The sequence below is a fragment of the Bartonella sp. AR 15-3 genome (assembly GCF_002022445.1).
Classification (GTDB): Bacteria; Pseudomonadota; Alphaproteobacteria; order Rhizobiales; family Rhizobiaceae; genus Bartonella.
This window is the reverse complement of sequence record NZ_MUYE01000001.1, coordinates 1,589,031-1,611,527: the sequence shown is the minus strand read 5'-3', so window position 1 is coordinate 1,611,527 and position 22,497 is coordinate 1,589,031. Positions and strand designations below refer to the sequence as shown.

At 36.8% G+C, this 22,497-nt stretch carries 11 protein-coding genes, 1 tRNA gene and 1 pseudogene; 6 read left to right on the top strand and 7 right to left on the bottom strand.

Going from position 1 to position 22,497, the window contains the following annotated elements; genetic code table 11:
- Window positions 1-67: 67 nt before the first annotated feature.
- On the top strand, window positions 68-2,803 hold the full coding sequence (gene mutS / locus BAR153v2_RS07130; protein ID WP_078680888.1) for a DNA mismatch repair protein MutS: 2,736 nt from the start codon (window positions 68-70) through the stop codon (window positions 2,801-2,803).
- A 374-nt stretch (window positions 2,804-3,177) separates the two neighbouring features.
- On the opposite strand, the gene BAR153v2_RS07125 is transcribed toward mutS, so the two are convergent.
- Window positions 3,178-3,253, bottom strand: a tRNA-Ala gene (locus BAR153v2_RS07125).
- A gap of 104 nt (window positions 3,254-3,357) precedes the next feature.
- The gene (locus BAR153v2_RS07120; RefSeq protein WP_078680887.1) at window positions 3,358-3,732 is read right to left on the bottom strand and encodes a TIGR02300 family protein; all 375 of its coding nucleotides are present in this window, start codon (window positions 3,730-3,732) and stop codon (window positions 3,358-3,360) included.
- 184 nt (window positions 3,733-3,916) lie between these two features.
- Between BAR153v2_RS07120 and aroA the strand changes: the two genes are divergently transcribed.
- From aroA to pncB, 5 genes are all read left to right on the top strand, one after another.
- Complete coding sequence (aroA, locus tag BAR153v2_RS07115) at window positions 3,917-5,245, top strand: 3-phosphoshikimate 1-carboxyvinyltransferase (RefSeq protein WP_078680986.1); 1,329 nt, start codon at window positions 3,917-3,919, stop codon at window positions 5,243-5,245.
- Window positions 5,242-5,889 carry a (d)CMP kinase gene (gene cmk, locus BAR153v2_RS07110; protein ID WP_078680886.1) on the top strand — a complete coding sequence of 216 codons (648 nt, stop codon included), beginning with the start codon at window positions 5,242-5,244 and terminating at the stop codon, window positions 5,887-5,889. The genes aroA and cmk overlap by 4 nt, the downstream gene beginning before the upstream one ends.
- 139 nt (window positions 5,890-6,028) lie before the next feature.
- Window positions 6,029-7,729 (top strand): 30S ribosomal protein S1, encoded by a 1,701-nt coding sequence (gene rpsA, locus BAR153v2_RS07105; protein WP_078680885.1) that lies wholly within the window; start codon window positions 6,029-6,031, stop codon window positions 7,727-7,729.
- 209 nt (window positions 7,730-7,938) lie between these two features.
- Window positions 7,939-16,512 (top strand): GH36-type glycosyl hydrolase domain-containing protein, encoded by an 8,574-nt coding sequence (locus BAR153v2_RS07100; protein WP_078680884.1) that lies wholly within the window; start codon window positions 7,939-7,941, stop codon window positions 16,510-16,512.
- Window positions 16,513-16,633: 121 nt separating this feature from the next.
- Window positions 16,634-17,938, top strand: a complete 1,305-nt coding sequence (pncB, locus tag BAR153v2_RS07095; protein ID WP_078680883.1) for a nicotinate phosphoribosyltransferase — start codon at window positions 16,634-16,636, stop codon at window positions 17,936-17,938.
- 181 nt (window positions 17,939-18,119) lie between these two features.
- Here the strand turns inward: pncB and BAR153v2_RS07090 are convergent, their stop codons facing one another.
- From BAR153v2_RS07090 to BAR153v2_RS07070, 5 genes and pseudogenes are all read right to left on the bottom strand, one after another.
- The gene (locus BAR153v2_RS07090; RefSeq protein ID WP_078680882.1) at window positions 18,120-18,503 is read right to left on the bottom strand and encodes a YbaN family protein; all 384 of its coding nucleotides are present in this window, start codon (window positions 18,501-18,503) and stop codon (window positions 18,120-18,122) included.
- Window positions 18,504-18,896: 393 nt separating this feature from the next.
- A complete protein-coding gene (locus tag BAR153v2_RS07085; protein WP_078680881.1) occupies window positions 18,897-19,802 on the bottom strand; it encodes a metal ABC transporter permease in 906 nt (301 codons plus the stop codon).
- Window positions 19,795-20,661 carry a metal ABC transporter permease gene (locus tag BAR153v2_RS07080; RefSeq protein ID WP_078680880.1) on the bottom strand — a complete coding sequence of 289 codons (867 nt, stop codon included), beginning with the start codon at window positions 20,659-20,661 and terminating at the stop codon, window positions 19,795-19,797. Before BAR153v2_RS07080 ends, BAR153v2_RS07085 begins: the two co-directional genes overlap by 8 nt.
- Window positions 20,658-21,489, bottom strand: a pseudogene (locus BAR153v2_RS07075) (manganese/iron ABC transporter ATP-binding protein). Before BAR153v2_RS07075 ends, BAR153v2_RS07080 begins: the two are co-directional and overlap by 4 nt.
- Window positions 21,486-22,394, bottom strand: coding sequence for a metal ABC transporter substrate-binding protein (locus BAR153v2_RS07070; RefSeq protein WP_078680879.1), 909 nt, complete (start codon window positions 22,392-22,394; stop codon window positions 21,486-21,488). Before BAR153v2_RS07070 ends, BAR153v2_RS07075 begins: the two are co-directional and overlap by 4 nt.
- Window positions 22,395-22,497 lie beyond the last annotated feature (103 nt).

Here is a 22,497-nt window from a genome sequence, read left to right as displayed (position 1 = left end):
GAAGATATATCTCGAAGTAAACAAAAAAGGGCAATAAAGCCTGTATTAAAGGGAACAATCGTATAAAATGGAAAAAGAGACTGAACATAAAAATGATTCACTCCAACTCCCTACGATTCCACCCAATGCTCAGCAAGAGCGCCTTACCCCTATGATGGAACAGTATATAGAAATTAAAGCTGTTAATAGTGACTCTCTTCTTTTTTATCGTATGGGTGATTTTTATGAATTATTTTTTAATGACGCAACTGAAGCTGCTCAAGCCCTAGGGATTACACTCACAACACGCGGGAAACATTTAGGTAAAGATATCCCAATGTGTGGTGTTCCTGTTCATTCTGCAGATGATTATTTACAAAAACTTATTGCTTGCGGTTATCGCGTTGCCGTGTGCGAACAAATAGAGGATCCTGCAGAAGCAAAAAAACGTGGTTCAAAATCAGTTGTTCAACGCGATGTAGTTCGCCTTATAACACCCGGAACGATAACGGAAGAAAAACTTCTTGATCCAGCGCGGGCAAATTACCTCATGACCCTTGCTCGCACGATAACTAGCAGTAAAGAAGAATATGCCCTTTCTTGGATAGATATTTCTACTGGTATATTTCGAGTTACAGAAAGCCGTCAAGAAAATCTTTTAACAGATATTATGCGTGTAGATCCACAAGAGATAATTGTCGCTGATTCACTTTTCCATGATAAATCTCAAAAAGCTCTTTTCAATGTTCTCGATCAGATTATCTCCCCTCAACCAGAAAATCTTTTTGATACCACCACTGCTGAACGAGATATTTGTCATTACTTCAAACTCTCAACTCTTAAAGGCATTGCAGATTATTCTCGCCCGGAACTTTCAGCCATTGCTGCTGCTATTCGCTATATTGAAAAAACACAAATCACACACCGTCCCCCTCTCATGCGACCTGAGCGTCAAAATGAAAGCACAACTCTTTTCATTGATGCAGCAACAAGATTCAGTCTTGAACTCATTCGAACTACATCCGGTCAACGCGATGGAAGTCTCCTCAAAGCAATTGATCGCACTGTTACAGGAGGTGGTTCACGCCTTCTTGTTGATCGCTTAATTTCGCCTCTAACAACTCCAATAGCTATCGATAAACGTCTTGATTCAATAGATTTTTTTCTGAGCAATCCTCCTCTTGCAGAAGCTATTAAACTTATTTTGAAAGGAGGGCCAGATATGCCACGTGCAGTATCACGTTTAGCGCTTGGTCGAGGAGGGCCGCGTGATATGGGTACAATCCAGCGCGGTTTTAAAATCATCAATGAAATTAATCAGATTCTTAATAATAAATTACTCCCTCAGGAAATCCATGATGTACGAGAAGTTTTCTTACACTTACCTACCACTCTGCATTTTCATCTAGAACAAGCGCTAATTGACGATCTTCCTCTTTTCAAGCGAGATGGAGGTTTTATTCGTCCTAATTATCACCAAAAATTAGATGAAATGCGTAGTTTGCGGGATGAATCACGATGTGTTATTGCTGGTCTCCAAGCGCAATATGCTCAAGAAACAGATATTAAAACACTCAAAATCAAACATAACAACATTTTAGGCTACTTCATTGAAGTCACCAGCTTACAAGCCTCAGCTCTCACAAGCACTCCACAAGCAAAAGCTCGTTTTATCCATCGACAAACAATGGCAAATGCTATGCGCTTCACCACAGCAGAGCTTGCTGAACTCGAGAGTCGTATTGCCCACGCAGCAAATCATGCTTTAACACTTGAATTAGAAATTTTTGATGAACTCGTCGATGAAATTACCGAACAGATTGATTTCATTCGTCAAGCTTCTGAAGCTCTGGCTATTTTAGATGTATCTATCGCTCTAGCCCACTTAGCTGAAGAGCAAGGATATTGTCGTCCCAAAATTGATAATTCGTTAGCCTTTCATATTACTGCTGGACGTCATCCCGTTGTAGAACAAGCATTACGAAAACAAGTTGCAGAACCATTCATTGCCAATAACTGTAATCTTTCGGCACAAAACCGAGACCTAAATGCAGACATTTGGTTATTAACAGGCCCTAATATGGGAGGAAAATCAACTTTTTTACGACAAAACGCTCTCATTGCTATTATGGCGCAAATGGGCTCATTTGTACCAGCTGCTTCAGCTCATATTGGCATTGTTGATCGTTTATTTAGTCGTGTTGGTGCTTCTGATGATCTTGCTCGAGGGCGCTCAACCTTTATGATGGAAATGGTTGAAACGGCAACTATTCTTAACCATGCCAGTAGCCATTCTCTCGTCATTCTTGATGAAATTGGACGAGGGACGTCAACTTTTGATGGTCTTTCAATTGCTTGGGCAACAGTTGAACATCTTCATGAAATAAACCGCTGTCGTGCTATTCTTGCTACACATTTTCATGAAATGACGGCGTTAACTAAAAAACTTAATCGCCTTCATAATGTAACAATGAAAGTTAAAAATTGGAATAATGATGTTATTTTCCTTCATGAAATCACTAAAGGTACGGCTGATCGCTCCTATGGTGTGCAAGTAGCGAAGCTAGCTGGATTACCTGCAACAGTTATTTCTCGTGCAACAGATGTTTTACATCAATTAGAACAAGGTGAAATGTCCGGGAAAGCTCATAAATTAATTGATAACTTGCCGCTATTTTCTCTTAGATCAACACCTTTTACAAATGAAAAACATGAGAAATGTTGCGCAATTAAAGATGCTTTAAAAAATATCCATCCTGATGAATTATCTCCTAAAGCTGCTTTAGAAGAGCTCTACCGTCTCAAACAACTTGCAGAACAATAGCATAATCACTAGCACTATAAAAAATACAAATGACAATGAAGCTCACTCAACAACTTATAATTTAAAGCTCATAAAGCAGTTTCATAAGAAATACCCACACTCTTTCTCTATCAATTTCAAATATAAATAGAATATTACAATTGTAAATATACCCCTTATGAAGGAGCTCTCAGCTTATTATCATTATACCTCTCTATTATAAATAACAGTAAAACTTCATGATACTTTCATAAAGCTTCTTGAGTATCAAATAATAATGAAATGATTTTTATAGAGACAACCAAGACAATACAATCACATGCCTCATTTTTCGATGAATATACAAACTCTACATTTGAATATCTCATCTTACTAAGAAAAATATTTGATCTTTTTGGTGGAGCTAAGCGGGATCGAACCGCTGACCTCTTGCATGCCATGCAAGCGCTCTCCCAGCTGAGCTATAGCCCCACAAAAGACAACAAATAATTTCCACAGAATTCTTAGAACGAGACAAGCTGAAGATCAAGAAAAATCTATATTAATAAATAGAACATAATCTCTTCTTACTTCTCTTAAACATCATCATCGTTAGAAACCCCATTGCCAAGGATATCAGTAACATCATCATCTTCATCACCTTCGTCATGAGACAAAAACGTATCATCATCGACAAGATCTACATCATCATCCAATTCAGGGAGCTCATCATCTTTAGACACATCGACATCTTCTTCAAGTAACATAAAGGCAGACTTCTCAAGTGCCATATCAAGTTCTTCAGTATCAACCTCTTCTTCATTACTTGCTTCAGCCGCTGCAACTTCAAAATAAGAACGCGGATAAGAAAGTCCTGTGTAGGGTGATACGATAGGATCACGATTAAGATCATAAAATTTCTTTCCCGTTTCCGGGTCAACACGTTTGGTTCCAAGTTCTGGCTTTGCCATAGACCGTGCCTCTTTGATTAGTTAAATTGCATTAAAACGAATTCCATGGTGCTTAAGCAAAAAATAACGTACTTGTCAAAGACAAATACATAGTTCCACACGAATTTTCTTATGACGCTTATCAAAACATATGATAAAGGGCATCTAATTCTTGAAAACTCATGTCTCATTAAATAAAGATTCGATGTATAAAGCAATACCAGCAACTGCTAAAAAATCAACCAATCTTTCTGGCACAATCAAAATGCCAGGAGATAAATCAATCTCCCACAGAGCACTTATATTAGGAGGACTGGCACATGGAGAATCATATATTCATGGGCTTCTTGAAAGTGATAATGTTTTGCGTACAGCCACCATCATGCAAGCTATGGGAGCGCAATGTTACAAGAAAAATAACCTTTGGATTATTCGTGGAACCGGTAATGGTTGTTTACTACAAGCACAAATACCTTTAAATTTCGGCAATTCTGGAACAAGTGCTCACCTGATCATGGGACTGGTTAGTTCTTATCATATAAAAACCACTTTTCTCGGCCATGCTTCACTTTCTAAACTTTCAATGGAGCATATCCTTAGTCCGTTGCGTTTAATGGGAGTTGAAATTGAACCAACTCGTGGTAATCGCTTACCTTTAACATTTTACGGCCCCAAAATGGCTAACCCGATTCGGTATCGTATACCTATGGCTTCCACTCAAGTGAAATCAGCAATCCTTTTTGCCGGTCTTAATACTGCCGGTACTACAACTGTTATTGAGTCAACTCCCACACGAGATCATACAGAAAAAATGCTACAAGCATTTGGTGCTGAACTTGATATAAAAACAGATAAAACAGGTACGCGTTCCACCTCTCTTAAGGGTCAACCACATCTGATTGGACAAATCATTAATGTTCCAGGTGACCTATCTTTAGCAGCTTTTCCAATTATCGCAGCTCTTCTTGTAGAAGATTCTGATATCACACTTGAAAATGTTCTTATAAACGACTTTAGAATGGAATTCATCCAAACATTATGGGAAATGGGTGCTAAAATTGAACTTCTAAACCAACGCAAAGTAAATTTAGAAAACATTGTCGATATACGAATTAAATCATCAGAGTTAAAAGGTGTGACCGTACCAAAAGAACGAGTCCCGTTAATGATTGATGAATATCCTGCTTTAGCAATAGCAGCAGCCTTTGCGAAAGGTAAAACAATTATGTCAGGAATTGAAGAACCATGTTTTAAAGTATCAAATCGGCTTTCTGCACTTGCCGAAGGATTAAAAATCAATCATATTCATTGTGAAAGTGGTAAGGGTTTCCTTATTATTCATGGAAAAAATTCTATCAAAGGTTCAGGAGGTGGACACGTTACCACATACTTTGATCATCAAATCGCAATGTGCTTTCTTGTTTTTGGACTAATCTCAGAAAAACCTGTTATTATTGATAATAAACAGATAATTGCTACCAGTTGTCCAGAATTTATTCCCTTAATGCACCAACTTGGAGGTCGAATCTATTGAAACCTTTTATTATTGCAATCGATGGCCTTGCAGCGTCTGGAAAAGGAACTTTGGCAAACCAAATTGCGGCCTATTATCATCTTCACCATTTAGATACTGGTCTAACTTACCGCAATGTTGCTTATTCGCTTTTAAAACGAAATTTGCCTCTAGATGATCACATAAATGCTGTTGCATATGCTAAAGAACTTGATCTTAATGCTTTAGATCCAATCCTTCTCCGTTCTCTTGATATTAGCGAAGCCGCATCAAAAATAGCGACTATACCAGCTGTACGTGAAATTCTTGTTGCTAAACAACGTGATTTTTCCAAAAGATTACCGGGGAGCGTGCTTGATGGCCGCGATATTGGTACTGTCGTCTGTCCTCATGCAGATATAAAATTTTATATCTTAGCAAATGTTCAAACACGCGCAAAACGCCGATGCCAAGAAAGTTTAAAAAAAGGAAGACAAGCAAATTATCATGAAATTTTGGCCAATCTTGAACAACGTGACAGACGTGATATGACTCGAAAATACAATCCTTTAAAACCAGCTAAAAACGCCCACTTGCTTGATACGTCAGAATTGAGTATAAAAGAAGCATTGAAAGCTGCTTGCGCCTTTATTGATCCTCTTATAAAAAGCCATGCAGTTAAATAAAATCATCAAGGTGATTTCCAACCTAGCGCTTATCTTTCTTTATTAAAAGAGGGAAGGTATGGATTTACCTCATATCAACACTAACCTAGCGCTTATACCTTTGGTAACATGCAACATAAGGTATATATCAGGAGTTCTCATGTCACAATACAATCCCACAACAGCAGATTTTGAAACCCTTTTAATGGAATCATTTCAAACGAATGATCTTAACGAAGGGTCTGTTGTTAAAGGCCGCATCATTGCAATCGAGAAAGATATGGCCATTATTGATGCTGGTCTTAAAGTAGAAGGACGTATCCCACTTAAGGAATTTGGCAGCAAAGGTAAAGATGGTTCCTTGCAAATCGGTGATGAAGTTGAAGTTTACATTGAACGTATTGAAAATGCGCTAGGTGAAATTGTGTTATCACGCGAAAAAGCACGTCGTGAAGAAAGCTGGATTCGTCTTGAAGAAAAATTCAATGCTGGAACACGAATAGAAGGCATCATCTTTAGTCAAGTCAAAGGTGGTTTTACGGTCGATCTCGACGGTGCTGTTGCTTTCTTGCCTCGCAGTCAAGTTGATATTCGGCCTATTCGCGATGTTGCACCTTTAATGCACAATTCACAACTTTTTGAAATTTTAAAAATGGATCGTCGTCGTGGTAATATTGTTGTCTCACGTCGCGCTGTTTTAGAAGAAAGTCGTGCTGAACAGCGCTCAGAAATTGTTCAAAATCTTGAAGAAAACCAAATTGTTGAGGGTATCGTCAAAAATATAACAGATTATGGGGCATTTGTTGATCTTGGTGGTATTGATGGCCTTCTACATGTTACTGATATTGCATGGCGGCGTATTAACCATCCATCTGAAATTTTAACAATTGGTCAGACTATTAAAGTCCAGATCATTCGTATAAATCAAGACACCCATCGTATTTCGCTTGGAATGAAACAACTTGAAAACGATCCATGGAATAATATTAATACTAAATATCCAGTTGGTAAAAAAATTACTGGTGCTGTTACAAACATCACTGATTACGGTGGTTTTGTTGAAATCGAACCAGGAATCGAAGGGTTAATCCATGTTTCTGAAATGAGTTGGACAAAAAAGAATATACATCCTGGAAAACTTCTTTCTATATCACAAAAAGTAGAAGTTGTTATTCTTGAAATTGATTCTTCTAAACGCCGTATTTCTCTTGGTTTAAAGCAAACATCTGAAAATCCATGGGTAGCTTTTGCAAATAAATTCCCTGTGAATTCACAAATTACAGGCGAAATTAAAAACAAAACAGAATTTGGTCTTTTCATTGGTCTTGAAGGTGATGTCGATGGTATGGTTCATCTTTCTGATCTTGATTGGAATCGCCCTGGTGAACAAGTTATTGATATGTATAATAAAGGTGATACCGTTCGAGCTGTTGTTCTTGATGTTGATGTTGAAAAAGAACGTATTTCTTTAGGAATTAAACAACTTTCCAGTGACAAAATGAAAGAAGCAGTAGCATCTGGCGAATTACGTAAAGGTGCCATTGTTACATGTGAAGTAATAGGTATCAATGAAAATGGCATTGATGTGAAACTTATTGAACACGATCTTGAAATCACCATCCGCCGTACTGACTTGGCACGTGATCGCGATGAGCAACGTCCTGAGCGTTTTGCTATTGGACAAAAAGTTGATGCTCAAGTGACCGCATTTGATAAAAAAACCCGTAAGCTTTCAGTATCGATCAAAGCCTTAGAAATCGCAGAAGAAAAAGAAGCTGTTGCTCAATATGGCTCTACAGATTCAGGAGCTTCTCTTGGTGATATTCTTGGTGCAGCTTTAAAAAAGCAAGAACAAGATTAACCATAAAACAAAAGGCCACTAATTATATAGTGGCCTTTTATTCTCCATTAGGAATTCTCTTTTAACCCTTTATTTTTTCTACAAAAAATTTAAAAACTTATAATAAAAACAAAAACTTATTTTTAATGAAATAAAGTGTTCACTTATTGAGATAAAATACCAACAGGCTATTGAGTAAATAACACATCATCGAATGACAATAGAACATTATGGTACCCCGATTACATCGCATGAAGTGGTTTTCTTCCCAAAAGACAAAAATTCATTATCTCGATGAAATTAGCTTTCCTATTCGCTCAACTAATAAATCACAAGAAGAGCTTTATAAGTTAGGATATAATATAGCCTCCGGCCAAGAAATCTTGCTTCCTGAATATAAAGAAGAAGAAAATGATTTTCGCAAACGATTAATTAAAAATGCTAAACTTATTCTCCATGTCTTTCACATCAACGATATTGCCGCACGTAATAATGAAACAATTGCACCATCCGCCCAGTGGCTTATTGATAATCATTATACTATTGATAAAACTATACAGCAGCTACGGTGCAATTTTTCTAAATCTTTCATCAAGCAACTCCCCCTTTACGAACAAAATAAAGAAATTCCACGTATTTTTGCTTTAGCCTGGCTTTATGTTGCCCATACAGATAGCAGGTTTTCACAAGAAACACTAACAGCAATGGTTAATGGTTTTCAAAAAGTTTGTACTCTAAAAATTAGTGAATTGTGGGCTCTCCCTTTTGTTGTTCGTATGATATTAATTGAAAATATCTGCCGTCTTTCATTGCGTATCGAACAAACACGGTATATGCGTTCTCTTGCTAATCAAGTAGCCGATAAAATTGCCCTTGCAAAAAATGAAACTCAATTAAATATTCTCATCCTTTATAAAAAACTAACCTCTCATTCGATTTTTTCAGCTCATTTATTTTATCGCCTGCGAGGTGCATCTGTTAATTCAACAACAGCATTAACCTGGCTTGAAGAACAGTTGTATCTTCATGGCAGTAGTCCAGAAATGATAACAGCTGATGAACATACTCGTCAAACAACAGATGGTATAACCATGAGCAATATTATTCGTGCTCTCAAAACTATTGATGACGTTGATTGGACGGAATGGTTTGAAACAGTAAGTTGTGTAGACTTGATCCTGCGTAAAAATAGTGATTTTTCTGAAATTGATTCTCATTCACGTAATGCTTATCGACAAGTCATCGAAAAAATCGCCCATCGCTCACCTCTTAGTGAATTAGAAATTGCGTGTAAAGCTGTAGAGATGGCAAAAACCTGCTCTCAAGATGTTACTTGTAAAAATAATCTTTCTGTTGGATGGTACCTTGTTGATGATGGGCGTTCTATTTTTGAAGAAGCTTGCGGATACAATCCATCATTTCTGACAAAATGGATACAAACCTATTACCGTTTTAAAATAGGAACCATTGCCATTCCTGTCTCTCTTTTAATGCTCGTTCTTTTGTTCGCGATCTATACCTCATTACAAACATCTGGCCTGACACCATTAATGACACTCCTTTTCACTGCACTGGCACTTTTTCCTACTATGGATACTGCTTTTGCTTTTTTTAACACTGTTGTTTCATGGTTTGTTCTACCAAAACAGCTCATTGGTTATGAATATAAAGCAGGTATTCCCGAAGATGCACGCACAATGGTTGTTGTCCCCACTTTAATCACATCACGTCATGATATCGATGAACAAATACGTAATCTTGAAGTGCACTACCTTTCTAATCCTCAAGGTGCCATTCATTTTGCTCTTATCACAGACTGGGCAGATGCTCCATTTGAAGAAACACAAAATGACCTTGATCTGTTACACCATGCACAAAAGGGTATTGCTCAGCTGAATCAACGTTATAAGCGTGATAGCATCCCCCTATTTTTTCTTCTTCACCGTCGACGTCTTTATAACGCTCATGAAAAATGCTGGATGGGATGGGAGCGCAAGCGTGGGAAACTTCATGAACTCAATCTCTTACTCCGAGGAAATGAAAATACGAGTTTTTACGCTCCAGATCCGCACCTTCCTATGGATTGTCGTTTTGTTATGACTTTAGATTCAGACACACGTCTAACGCCTGAAAGTGTCACTAAACTTGTTGGTAAGCTTAACCATCCACTTAATTGCCCCATTTTTTCTGAAAAAAATGGAGTGGTTGTAAAAGGCTACAGTATTTTACAACCCCGTATTACAGCTCCTCTCACAGCAGAAGAAAAAACATCCATTTTGCAACAAATTTTCTCTACCAATCGTGGAATTGATCCTTATGTCTTTGCTGTATCTGACACCTATCAAGATCTTTTGGGAGAAGGAACTTTTACCGGAAAAGGGCTTTATAATATCGATGCCTTTGAACAAGCACTGAAAAACAAAATCAAAGAAAATACTGTCCTCAGTCATGACCTTTTGGAAGGAAGCTATGCACGCGCTGCGCTTGTAAGCGATGTAGAAATCATTGAAGATTATCCAACGGCCTATAACGTTGATGTCATTCGCCATCACCGTTGGGTCCGTGGTGACTGGCAGTTATTGCCTTATCTTTTAAACCACCATACCATAAGTCTCACAACACGCTGGAAAATGCAAGACAATTTGCGTCGTTCTCTCACACCACTCATGTGGCTTATTGCAGCAATAGTAGGATGGTCTTTTTTACCGTTAAAGATAGCAATTGTTTGGCAAATATTTCTGCTTTTTAGTCCTTTCATTGCGCAAATTTTAGGTGTCTTTCGTACGTTTATTTCCTCCAATAGTGATTACTCTTTACGTGGACAGTTGCACTTAATTTCAAGTAGTATTTCCTCCACGATATTAGAAATATTTCTTAAAATTACATTTATAGCCCATTCAGCTTATTTTACGGCTGATGCAATCATCCGCGCACTCTACCGCATGATGATCTCAAAACAGTATCTTCTTGAATGGAAGACTTCAGCTGCAACGAAATTAATTCCTAGCAGTTTAAGCTTCTATATCATCACTATGTGGCCAGCAGTATTTATTGGTATTATTGCTATAGGATTACCTCTATTTTTTCATAATTCAACAATATTGATTGCTTTACCCTTTGGGCTTCTATGGTTTTTCTCACCACTGATTGCATGGATTGTCAGCAAACCAACAACATTTCAAGATGTTCTTGATATATCCTCCACAGATAAAAAAATACTAAGGTGCATTGCACGACGAACATGGCTTTATTACGCAACCTTTGTTAACGCACAAAATAATTATTTGCCACCTGATAATTTTCAAGAAGAACCTGAACCTCTTGTTGCACAGCGCACATCACCCACCAATATTGGAGTGTATTTACTTTCTGTTATTGCCGCACGTGATTTTGGTTGGATTAGCTTTGAAGATGCCATTACGCGAATTAAATGCACATTAAGTACCCTTGAAAAAATGGAAAAGTTTCGAGGCCATCTTTATAATTGGTATGAAACAGATACACTTAAGCCTCTTCTACCAACTTATATTTCAACAGTTGATTCAGGCAATCTTGCTGGCCATTTAATAACTCTGTCTTCTGCTTTAAGCGAATGGGCTGAAACTCCTGACACTTTTTTACAAAGCGATCTAGATGGTTTATTAGATATCAGTAATATTATTGAAGAAATCTTAAAAGAAATTCCTGACAATCTCAAATTTCCTCATCCATTTCGTCAACAGATCAAAGAGCATATTGCTAATTTTCATCACTCTGTTAGTAAACTCAAAGCAAAACCAGCAGCCGTTATAAATATCTCTCGTCTTTCGATTACTGCTCGTAACATTGTACATTTAACCAATAGACTGGATAAAATAATCCAAACAAAAGAATCTGCTCATATATTATCTTGGGCTAAATTCCTGGTAGAAACCTGTGAAGCACATAACCATGATATTACCAATGACTATGATATTAAAGAATTATGCAAAGAATTAAATACTTTATCTGAAAAAGCTCGACAAATAGCTTTCGATATGAAATTTGATTTTTTAGAACAGACTGAACGCCAACTTTTATCTATTGGCTATCGCGTACAGGAAAATAAACTTGATGAAAGCTGCTATGATCTTTTAGCTTCAGAAGCACGTCTCTCAAGCTTCTTTGCTATCGCTAAGGGCGATATTAAATTCAAACATTGGTTTCGTCTTGGCCGATTACTTATCCCAATTGGTTGGAAAAGTGCTTTATTATCATGGTCAGGATCCATGTTTGAATATCTTATGCCTTCCCTCGTTATGCGTGAACCCTTAGGATCCATACTTGATCAAACAAATCGGCTCATTATTCGCCATCAAATACAATATGCACGCAAACGAGGATTACCATGGGGTATTTCAGAAGCTGCATTTAATACTCGTGACCACTTAATGAATTATCAATATTCTAATTTTGGTGTTCCAAGTCTTGGGCTTCAACGTGGCTTATCACGCAATGCCGTCATTGCCCCTTATGCTAGTATTTTAGCTGCACAATATATGCCAACTCAATCTACCGCTAATCTAAAACATCTGCGTAATCTTGGTGCTTTAGGAACATACGGTTATTATGATGCTATTGATTTTACTCCTTCACGTGTACAAAAAGGAGAAAAATATGCTATCGTGCGTAACTATTATGCACATCACCATGGCATGTCAATTCTTGCCATTAATAATATTATTTTTGAAGGGCGTATGCGCAATCGCTTTCATCGTGATCCAATTATAAAAGCTGTACAACTCTTATTACAGGAAAGAGCGCCACGACAAATTCCTGTCATTCATACTAAAATGAACAATCCTATACACGATAGCTCTAGAGGTTTTGATGATACCTCTGTACGCATTATTACAAATCCCCTTTTTAAACCTAGAGCAACCTTACTTCTATCGAATGGTTGTTATTCTATAATGACGACGGCAAATGGTTCTGGTTATAGCCGTTGGCATAATTATGCTATCACGCGTTTTATTCCTGATGTATCAGAAGATCAACAAGGAACTTTTTTCTTTGTCCAAGATACATATAATAAATCCTGGTGGTCTATCACTAGTGAACCGACACGTATAGCCGAAGAAGAAGTGGTTAGTACTTTTACAGATGAAAAAGCTGAATATACAAAAACCGTTGATGGCTTGAAATCAATACTTGAATGCCTTGTTGCTTCTGAAGGTGCTGGTGAAGGTCGACGTATACAGTTAATGAATACAACTAACAAAGACCGAATAATTGAAATAACTTCTTATGCTGAGTTAGCACTCGCAACAATGGATGATGATCATGCTCATCCTGTTTTTTCGCGGATGTTCATAGAAACAGAAATTCTTGATTCAGGTGGGACAATTTTAGCTAAAAGACGTAAACGTTCTCCTCACGATCCTAATATTCATGTCGCCCATTTTGTTACTGATCCATCAGGAATTATTCCAGAAGCAGAAGCAGAAACTGATCGTCGCATTTTTATTGGCCGTGGTCGATCTATTCATCACCCAATTGCCTTTGATAAAAATACTCGTTTCAAGGGTAATCAAGGGTGTGTTCTTGATCCGATTATTTCAATCCGTTGTAGTGTAAAAATTCCAGCATATGAAAAAGCAGAACTTATTTTTTGGACTTTTGCTGCCGATTCAAAAAAAACACTACAAAACTATATTGAGCATTATCGACAACCTCATATGTTCCAAAAAGAATTATCAAAGGCATGGATACATTCACAAGTTTCACTGTATCACAACAATATCAGCCCTAAAGAAGCTATCACTTATCAAAAATATATAACACCACTTATCTATCCTGACCGAATATGGCGTCTTCCTCCTGAAATATTAGCAAAAACTCTTGGAAAACAATCTGATTTATGGCCAATGTCTATCTCAGGAAATTATCCTATTTTCCTTCTCAGAATTGATAATGAAACAGATATCACTGTACTAAGCGAACTTCTTAAAGCATATGAGTATTGGCGTATGCGAGGTCTCATCGCTGATATAGTTATTCTAAATGAACAGACATTTTCTTATCTACAAGATACACAACGTGCCATTGAATGGACATGTGAATCTTACCGTCACCGTACAAAAGAAATGAATAAACAGCATCATATTTTCACTCTCCAACGCGATCAAATAAGTGAACAAAGTTTTAAAACACTTCTCGCATCAGCCCGTATTATCTTACATGCCCAAAATGGATCTTTATCTGAACAATTGAAACGTATAGAAAATATTGATTCTGATTTAATGATACGCAATCATAGTCAAGAGCCTAATCATAAATTAAACTACAAAAAACATAATAAAAGAACACAAAAAAAAACACAAACCAAACCAAACCTATTTGCTTCTATTGCTCTCATTGATCAACAGAAAACTTCTTCTTTTCCCATACCGAGCGAAGATCTGCGTTATTGGAATGGTTATGGTGGTTTTAATCAGAATAACCATTACGTAGTGCGTTTGAACGGATGCCAAACAACACCACATCCATGGATTAACATAATTGCAAACCATAGTTTTGGCTTTCATGTATCCGCTGAAGGAGCACTCTTTACCTGGGCTAATAACAGCCGTGACTACCAATTAACACCTTGGAGCAATGATCCCGTTACCAATCGTCCAGGAGAAGCACTCTATCTTGTTGACCGTCTGTCTTTAAAATGTTTTTCTCCAGTTTCTGCCGTTGAATGTGATGACAATGTCATTTATGAAGCTTGCCATGGTTTTGGATTTTCAACTTTTAAGTCTACACATTCAGATATTGCATTAGAACTTACCCACACTCTTAATGGAGAAAAGCCAATTCGTTTTTCTCGTCTCATCATTAAAAATGAAGGAAAAAAACCACGTAGTTTACGTCTTTATAATTATGCTGAATGGGTTTTAGGAAACATCCGTACACAATATGCGCCTTTTATTATTCCTCATTACGATCCTAAACGTGGTGCACATTTTATCCAGAATCCTTATCACATTGAAAAATCTCAACAAGTTACTTTCTTGTCAGCATCCGAAATGCCAACCAGTTTTACTACTGATCGTACTGAGTTTATCGGCATAACGGGAACAATTCAACATCCGCAAGCTATCCGTGAAGCTGAAGCACTTTCAAATACAGTAGATCCAGGTTGTAATCCTTGTTCAGTACTCGCCTATGATATCGATTTACAGCCAGGACAAACAAAAGAAATTATCTTCTATCTTGGCAACGCTGAAAATATTCAAAAAGCTGAAAAACTACTAGACCAAGTGTATAAAAATGATTTTAAGATTCTCCTCGCACAACAAAAACAAAAATGGAATGATTTTGTTTCTCCACTACAAGTAAAAACCCCTGATCCTTCTTTTGATATTATGGTTAATCATTGGTTACCCTATCAAGTTTATACATGCCGCTTGATGGCACGCTCAGCTTTTTATCAATCTAGTGGAGCATTTGGTTTCCGTGATCAACTGCAAGATAGTTTATCTTTATTACTGCTTGAACCACAATTAGCACGTGAGTATTTATTAAATGCAGCAGCACACCAATTTCCTGAAGGAGATGTACAGCATTGGTGGCTTCCTGATACAAATGCTGGTGTCCGCACACTTATTTCTGATGACATCGTTTGGCTTGCTTATGGAACAGCCTTATATGTTCAAACCACTGGCGAAACTGAATTTCTTGATACTTTAGTTCCTTTCATCGAAGGCCCTCTCTTAACCACAGAGCAACAAGATGCTTATTTCCAACCTACACAATCCTCTAACATTACAACACTTTATGAACATTGTGCTTTAGCTTTAGATCTCGCCATCAAGCGCTGTGGACCACATAATCTACCTCTTATTCTAGGTGGTGATTGGAATGACGGTATGAACTTGGTGGGCATTAAAGGAAAAGGTGAAAGTATCTGGCTGGGATGGTTTCTTGGAACTGCTTTACAAGCATTCATTCCTCTTGCTAAAAACCGTAATGATCGTAGCCGTGTAAAAGCCTGGAGTGCATATTTAAAGCGTCTTATTAAAGCTCTAGAAGAAAAAGGGTGGGATGGTGCTTGGTATCGACGTGGTTATTTTGATGATACAACTCCCTTTGGATCTAAAATAAATGATGAGTGTCAAATTGATGCTATCGCTCAATCTTGGGCTGTAATTTCCAAAATGGCATCTTCTAACCGTCAAAAACAAGCAATGACATCACTGCTTGATCACCTCTATGATGAAAAAACTGGCCTCATACGCCTTTTCTGGCCACCTTTCAACGAAAGTGCACTCGAACCAGGTTATATTAAAGGATATCCTCCAGGAGTTCGAGAAAATGGTGGACAATATACTCATGGTGCCATTTGGAGTATTTTAGCACTTGCTGAAATAGGAGAGGAAGACAAAGCTTACACGCTATTTTCAAGGATAAATCCTATCAATCATGGTCAAAATCCAGAAGTTTATCGTGTTGAACCTTATGTCACGGCTGCAGATATTTACACAGTTGAACCATATCGTGGACAAGGTGGTTGGACATGGTACACAGGCTCAGCAGGATGGCTTTATCGCGCAGCAACACAAACTATTCTTGGAGTTCACCTGCAAACCGGAAAGTTATTTTTACGCCCACATTTACCCTCCTTCTGGTCTGAATATGAAGCAAAAATGAAATTTCACAATGCTGTTTATAAAATTAAAATTAGACGAGGAAATAAAAACATGATTAGTATTAACGGAAAAGAATACAATAAAATTGATAAAGGCATAAAATTAAAAAAAATAGGCAAACATGAAATTATATATACCCTAGAATCATAAATAAATGAAAAGCTTTTTATATTGCTCAAAACTATAAAATTGTTATAGTTTATGCATTTCTTGTAATGGTGCAGAATGCATAACAGTTTTAAATTTTACTCCACGAATAAGAGCAAAGGTCATGAATTGCACAGATATTGCTAGACGTGTCTATAATCATACGTGGAAACTTGATCCAATCATCCGTTCTCTTCTTGATACGGATTTTTATAAACTTCTTATGGTGCAGATGATCTGGGGATTGTATCCAGATGTCAAAGCTACTTTCTCTCTCATAAACCGCACAAAAACAATTCGCCTTGCCAATGATATTGATGAAAGTGAGTTGCGTGCTCAACTTGATCATGCCCTTAGCTTGCGCTTTAGCAAAAAAGAAATGATTTGGCTTGCTGGTAACACATTTTATGGACGTAAACGAATTTTTGAACCAGATTTTCTACAGTGGCTTGAGAAATTTCAGCTTCCAGAATATGAATTAATCCGCAAAGATGGTCAATATATTCTCCGTTTTGATGGACCATGGGCTTATAGTTCTATGTGGGAAATTCCTGCTCTTGCTATCATTAGTGAATTACGTTCACGTGCTGCTATGAAAAATCTTGGTCTTTTTGCACTTGATGTGCTTTATGCTCGTGCCAAAGCAAAAATGTGGAGCAAAATTGAACGATTAAAAAAACTGCCCGATATTAAAATATCTGACTTTGGGACTAGACGTCGGCACTCATTCTTATGGCAACGCTGGTGTGTTGAAGCTTTAAAAGAAGGAATTGGTAATTCTTTTACAGGTACTTCTAATGTCCTTCTAGCCATGGATACAGATTTAGAAGCTCTTGGTACCAATGCGCATGAATTACCAATGGTTATTTCTGCCCTTACCAATAATGACGATGATCTACGTAAAGCGTCTTATAAAGTCTTACAAGATTGGAATCGTTATTATGGTGGGAACCTTTTAATTGTTTTGCCTGATGCTTTTGGCACAGAAGCTTTTTTACGAAATGCTCCAGAATGGGTAGCAGACTGGACAGGTTTCAGGCCTGACAGTGCTCCACCTATCGAAGGAGGTGAGCGAATCATCAAATGGTGGCAAGAAAAAGGAAAAAACCCACGTGAAAAATTATTAATTTTTTCTGATGCTTTAGATATAGACACGATTGAAAAAACTTACCACCACTTTCATGGCAAAGTCCGTATGTACTTTGGATGGGGAACTAATCTTACTAATGATTTTGAAAATTGTGCGCCTAAAAATATTCCAAATCTTGAAGCCATTTCTCTTGTTTGTAAAGTCACCCACGCTAATGGCCGACCAGCTGTAAAACTTTCGGATAATCCCGAAAAAGCTATTGGCGATCCAAAAGAAATACAACGTTACTTAAATTTTTTTGGGAATGAACAACGCATTGCTAAGCCCGTAAAAATTTAACCATTAACTCATTTGTATAAAAATAACTTCTGAACAGCAAACTTAACCAATAAAATATTTTGAAAAATCTTATAAAGTGAAGTACCTCTTTGATATTCATAAATACTGAACTTTTATAAAATAAGTCAAAGAAAAACACTTCTTATTAGTAAAATTTTTCATTTCAGTCATATTTAAGAATTTAAGAAGATGGACGCGTTATAATATAAAGAGCAATCAACAATAAAATAACCGCAACTAATAAAATAAGCCATAAATCTGGGTGGATGATCACCAAAAACGATAAAAAACCACCCAGCATACTTATCACTGCAAAAATCTTGATAGATAGTGGAATAGCCTTTTTTTCCTCCCATTGTTTAATAGGAGAACCAAAAATTTTGTGATTACACAACCAGTGGTGAAAACGTGGTGATGAACGAGAAAAACACCATGAAGCAACTAATAAAAAGGGCACTGTAGGCATAATAGGTAGAATGATACCGATAAAACCTAATACAATCATTACCCATCCTAATATAGAATAGCAAATACGGAGAGGACGAGATATCTTAAAATCTTTCATTCATTATTTGTCGCTGTTTTTTCTTGCTTAGATACTATTGTGCAAAATATTTTTACTATGAAAATTTAATACATCATCATCTTTCTACACAATAAATCAATCAATACATTCTCAGTAGTAATTGTTTTCAAAAACCAAGAATAATCTATACAATATGATGACAATTTTAAAGTTTTCAAACAATAAAAATTAATTCTTTTAGAGAATTCCAAAATGAAAAGGCTGCATGATAAATCAATGCAGCCTTATAATTACGAATGCAGTGTTGGGAGGAGGAATACTGCACTCATTCACTAGACATTAGGAGGAAAATGATCTAGCTTCCCCTTATTTAATGAAAACACACACTAGAAACAATATACAAAAATGCATAGCTGCTATGCGTGAGCTCCATTACATTTCTTGAACTGTATTCTCACGAAAGGAAGTTGATATAAAAATAACAATAAAAATGAGTGTTAAAATTAATACAATTGTAGCCGCAGAATCAGAACCAATAAATAAGCTAAGATAAATTCCAAAAAAACTCGAACATACTGCAATAAATACAGCAATTAACAGCATAGAAAAAAAATGCTTAGTGATAAGATAAGCAATAGCACCTGGTGCGATTAACAGAGAAATAACTAAGATAATTCCAACTGCCTGCAAAGCAGAAACAATTGTCAGAGAAATCATTGTTAAAAAAGTATAATGGAGCACCGATATTTGTAATCCTATTGCACGTCCTTGAATTGAATCAAAAATGTACAACATAAAATCACGCCATTTTATACCCAAAATTGTTGTAACAATAACAGAAATTATTGTTGTTTGCGTAATATCAAGCCAATTAACGCCTAAAAGATTACCAAATAAAATATGATTTAAATCCAAATCGCTATATATTGCTGTTGCTAAAACAAGCCCTAAACCAAACATAGATGAAAAAACAACACCCATAACAGTATCCTGTTTAATACGACTGTTATTCCCTAAGAAACCCGTTACAATGGCACAAATCATACCTGCTAAAAAAGCACCACAAGCAATCAAAGTCATTGTGACATTAGCAGGACGTACATCATGAAACCAAAGAAACGGCATAGAAGACAAAAATGTCATCACCCATGGGGTCGCCATATAGCCAACAACTACCCCAGGAAAAACTGCGTGAGAAATTGCATCTCCTAAAAGGCCCCATCCCTTTAAAATAAGAAAACAAGAAAGCAAAGCCATTGGAACAGTCAAAATAATGGTAATGATCATACCTTTAATCATAAAAGAGAACTGAAAAGGAAGCAGCAATTGATCAATCATATCCACCCCACCTTTTTGCCGCTCTCACACGTAAGCGTGTAGCAATGTAACCATATTTAGGAGCAAAAATAAAGGCGACTATAAATAAAAACGTTTGAAAAAGCACAACAACACCACCGGTTTGTGCATTCAAAAAATAACTCATATAGACACCCAAGATACTTGTAAGGGTTCCAATCATAACTGCAATAATTAAAAGATTTACAAAACGATCACTTAAAAGATAAGCCGTTGCTCCCGGTGTAATCACAAGACAAATCACTAAAAAAGCTCCTACTGTCTGCATAGCTGCAACAGTACAAGCAGCAAGAAGTGTAAAAAAGAGAATTTTTAATAGCGTAACATTTAATCCAATAGCATGCGCATAACTCTCATCAAATAAAAAAACCAATAAATCTTTCCATTTCATACACAATATAAAAAGGGTAACAAAACCAATACAAGCTAACTGCATAATATCTGATGAACTAACTGCTAAAATATTTCCCAGAACAATCGTATCAATATTAACAGACATTGGCCTCAGCGATTTCAGAAATAATCCAAAGGCAAAAAAGAAAGAAAAAATTAAACCAATGATTGTATCTTCTTTTAGTTTTGTTTTATAATTTAAAAACAACATTGCCGCAGCAGCAAGCCCGCCAGAGAAAAATGCTCCAAATGAAAAAGGTAATCCCAAAAGATAAGCCCCAGCAACTCCAGGCACAATCGAATGGGAAAGAGCATCACCAATCAATGACCAACCTTTTAACATTAAAAAAGCAGAGAGAAAGGCACAAACACAGCCAATCAACCCCGAAACCCACATTGCATTAATCATATATTGGTAGGTAAAAGGCTCAAGCAACCAACCAATCATAAAATATGCTCCAGTTTTTGATTGCAATCATGAAATACAACCTCATCATCATGTGTACAAACATCATTTTTTTTTTGCACATTGAGAATCAACATAATGATAACGTAGAGAACCACCAAAAATTTGTTCAAGATTTTTTTGTTTAAACACCACTTCTGTTAATCCAGAAGCGACAACCGTTCCCTTGATTAAAATCGTACGATCACAAAATTCAGCAACGGAATTTAAATTGTGAGTAGAAACTAATATGACAGCGCCTTCTTGACGCAGATCTTGCAACAAAGCGATAATTTTATCCTCTGTCTTGACATCAATTCCTGTAAAGGGCTCATCTAGTAAAATAACTTTTGCTTTCTGTGCAAGAGCACGTGCTAAAAAAACGCGTTTTTTTTGGCCACCAGACAGTTCACCAATCTGGCGTTTAGCAAACGGCAACATATCGACGCGCTCTAATGCAGCACGAACAGCTTCATGATCTTGTGCTCGAGCATAACGAAAAAAATTCATATGGCCATACCGTCCCATCAAAACAACATCTTCAACGAGAACAGGAAAATTCCAATCAATATCCTCATTTTGAGGAACATATGCAATAAGGTTTTGTTTTAAAGCCTTTTTAACTGATAAACCCAAAATGCAAATTTTACCCTTTGAAATTTTTACAAATCCCATAATAGCTTTAAATAATGTAGACTTTCCTGATCCGTTAATCCCAATCAATGCAGAAATAGAACCTACAGGACTTTCAAAACTCGCTTCTCGCAAAGCTGTATGACCATTACAATAAGTCACAGTTACATCTTGGGCAGATATTCCACATTCAATCATTGCCCCTTTACCTCATCTGACAAAGCTTTAGTAATACGGGCACTTGTAATACGTAATAAATCAATATAAGTAGGAACCTCACCATCTTTATCACTTAGTGAATCTACATAAAGAACACCCCCATATTTAGCACCTGTTTCCTTTGCCACCTGCTTAGCAGGTGCAGCAGAAACAGTGCTTTCAGAAAAAACAACTGGAATATTATATTTCCGAACCATATCGATGATATGCTTAATCTGCTGTGGTGTCCCTTGCTGGTCAGCATTAATAGGCCACAAATAAAGCTCTTTCAAACCGAAATCACGAGCTAAATAACTAAATGCACCTTCACTTGTTACAAGCCAGCGTTTATCTTCTGGTATTGCTTGCAACTCAGCTTTAATTGGATCAATGCTCAAACGAATCTTTTGTTTATAAACTTCAGCATTTTTATTATAAATAGCTGCATTTTCAGGATCATATTTTACAAAAGCATCACGAATATTATCAACATAAATCAAGGCCGCGATTGGCGACATCCACGCATGAGGATTCGGTTTACCACTAAAAGGCCCCTCTCCAATTTTAATAGTCACAATACCTTCTGAAACGATTGCACTTGGAACATCTTTGAGATTTTGAAAAAATTTTTCAAACCAAAGCTCTAACCCCAAACCATTCCATAAGATAAGATTAGCTCCTTGAGCACGCATAAGATCGCGTGGTGTAGGCTGATATTCATGAATTTCAGCACCTGGTTTGGTAATTGATTCAACATCGGCAACATCACCAGCAACGTTACGAGCCATATCAGCAATGATAGTGAAAGTTGTGACAGCTTTAAATTTACCAGCACTCAAAACTGTACCGGGAATGAAAAGAATTATACCCAAAAAACACGTGATAAAAAACGCTCTCAGTTGCATTGACTTTCTCTCTATTGCGAATGATTTGCATTATCATATACACATAACAGTTAATTCCTAACTTTGCAATAATTTTAAAATAACGACTTTTCTAGTTATCTTT

Bases quoted from the DNA above. Each gene is read 5' to 3' on its own strand.
- BAR153v2_RS07070 (WP_078680879.1), bottom strand. From the start codon at position 22,394: ATGCAACTGAGAGCGTTTTTTATCACGTGTTTTTTGGGTATAATTCTT.
- BAR153v2_RS07100 (WP_078680884.1), top strand. From the start codon at position 7,939: ATGGTACCCCGATTACATCGCATGAAGTGGTTTTCTTCCCAAAAGACA.
- rpsA (WP_078680885.1), top strand. From the start codon at position 6,029: ATGTCACAATACAATCCCACAACAGCAGATTTTGAAACCCTTTTAATG.
- pncB (WP_078680883.1), top strand. From the start codon at position 16,634: ATGAATTGCACAGATATTGCTAGACGTGTCTATAATCATACGTGGAAA.
- aroA (WP_078680986.1), top strand. From the start codon at position 3,917: ATGTATAAAGCAATACCAGCAACTGCTAAAAAATCAACCAATCTTTCT.
- BAR153v2_RS07120 (WP_078680887.1), bottom strand. From the start codon at position 3,732: ATGGCAAAGCCAGAACTTGGAACCAAACGTGTTGACCCGGAAACGGGA.
- mutS (WP_078680888.1), top strand. From the start codon at position 68: ATGGAAAAAGAGACTGAACATAAAAATGATTCACTCCAACTCCCTACG.
- BAR153v2_RS07080 (WP_078680880.1), bottom strand. From the start codon at position 20,661: ATGATTGGTTGGTTGCTTGAGCCTTTTACCTACCAATATATGATTAAT.
- BAR153v2_RS07090 (WP_078680882.1), bottom strand. From the start codon at position 18,503: ATGAAAGATTTTAAGATATCTCGTCCTCTCCGTATTTGCTATTCTATA.
- BAR153v2_RS07085 (WP_078680881.1), bottom strand. From the start codon at position 19,802: ATGATTGATCAATTGCTGCTTCCTTTTCAGTTCTCTTTTATGATTAAA.